This window comes from Flavobacterium sp. (genome assembly GCF_043720215.1).
Taxonomy (GTDB): Bacteria; Bacteroidota; Bacteroidia; order Flavobacteriales; family Flavobacteriaceae; genus Flavobacterium.
This window is the reverse complement of record NZ_JAYSSZ010000120.1, coordinates 1-1,649: the sequence shown is the minus strand read 5'-3', so window position 1 is coordinate 1,649 and position 1,649 is coordinate 1. Positions and strand designations below refer to the sequence as shown.

General features: G+C 30.0%; 1 protein-coding gene. It reads right to left on the bottom strand.

What is annotated here, in order from left to right; translation table 11 throughout:
• The coding region (locus tag ACHZC3_RS05800; protein ID WP_394758935.1) for a hypothetical protein at positions 1-1,585 on the bottom strand (1,585 nt) is incomplete at its 3' end.
• Positions 1,586-1,649: the final 64 nt, after the last annotated feature.

Sequence of the window (1,649 nt, the reverse complement as noted above, 5' to 3'; positions counted from 1 at the left end):
AAACTAAAGGATGTAAATGAATTGCTTGCCCTAAGATAATAATAGGATCAAAAGCTTGTATTCCGAATCTATGCAAAGTTGGAGCACGATTTAGTAAAATAGAATACTTTTTAGTTAACTTTGTTAATAAAGTCCAAACAAAAGGTTTGTTTTTCTTAATTATTATTTGAGCTAGTTTTGTATTATGACTGGGTGCTTTAATCTTTGTTTTCAACAATTCATTAATTAAAAAAGGCTGAAATAATTCTGTTGCCATTTCGTAAGGAAGTCCGCATTGATTTAATCTTAGATTTGGACCAACTATGATAACAGAACGTCCTGAATAATCTACACGTTTTCCTAAAAGAGACTGTCGAAAACGTCCTTGTTTTCCTTCTAAAATCTCAGTTAGACTTTTTAGAGCTTTATTATTTAAACAAAACATTTTATCTTTAGGAAGTCTTGCATTATCAATTAAAGAATCAATACCTTCTTGTAGTAACTTTCTTCCATGAACCGTAATTAAATCTGGTGCGGTGTAACTATACAAAAAATCACACAATCTTTGATTTCTAGTTATTATTAAACGATAAATTTCGTTTATATCTGCAGCAACCAAGCGACCACTTTCTAATTCTAGTAAAGGTCTTAAATTTGGCGGTAATACCGGTAAGGTTGTTAAAACCATCCATGCTGGATTTGTATTTGTCGATAAAAAACTTTCTAAAATTCTAATTCTTCGAATAACTGATTTTTCTGGGGTAAAAGTTTGATTTAAATTACTTAAACAATTGTTATTGATTGAAGATCTAGCAACTTTTATTGCTGCAGGAATATCAATTGCTTCTAGAGCAGCTCTAACAATTTCAGAACCTTTACGTTTCATTGGTCGTCCTTCTTTGAAATAAGGTTGACGAGAATAATCTAAATCATTAGATTCTTCCATTTTGTCTCCTTTTTTTTGTTTATTCAAACTTCCACTATACTCGGGATTAAAATAACTTGGCCTAAAAAACTTTTTTAGTTCATTTTTTTCGACTTCAGTCTTTAAAGATCGAATGAATATATTAAGAGGATTGGGGTCCTTTCCTTGTTCTCGTAAAGAGCCTTTTTTTGGATCTTTAAAATAGACAATCTCTTCAATATCGTAAACACAAATTTTATCTGAAATACATCGTAACAATATACATAGGTAATTTGGAACTCCTTTAAGGTACCACAAATGCGTTATTGGGCATGTTAAGTCAATATAACCCATTCTATATCTTCTTACACGTGCCTCAATTATTTCAACATCACATTCATCACAAATTTTATCAAGTACAAATCCGTTGTATTTACCACATTTACATTTCCAATTTTTGATAGGACCAAATATTTTTTCACAAAAAAGTCCGTCAATTTCTGGCTGATGAGTTCGAAAATTTATTGTTTCAGGTTTTAAAACCTCGCCTATTAACTCACCATTGGGCAAAACTCGGTTTGACCAATTTCTAATTCTTTGTGGCGAAGCAATTGTTATTCGTAAATAATCAAAAGAAGCATGTAAATTTTCCAGTTGTAATAAGGTTTTTTCTAGTTCTAAAATTTCCTGATTTGACTTCATAAATCGTTTATATAAATTCTATTTTTTTTTATTCTAGAAATTTGAATTATTTAATTTTTACCTC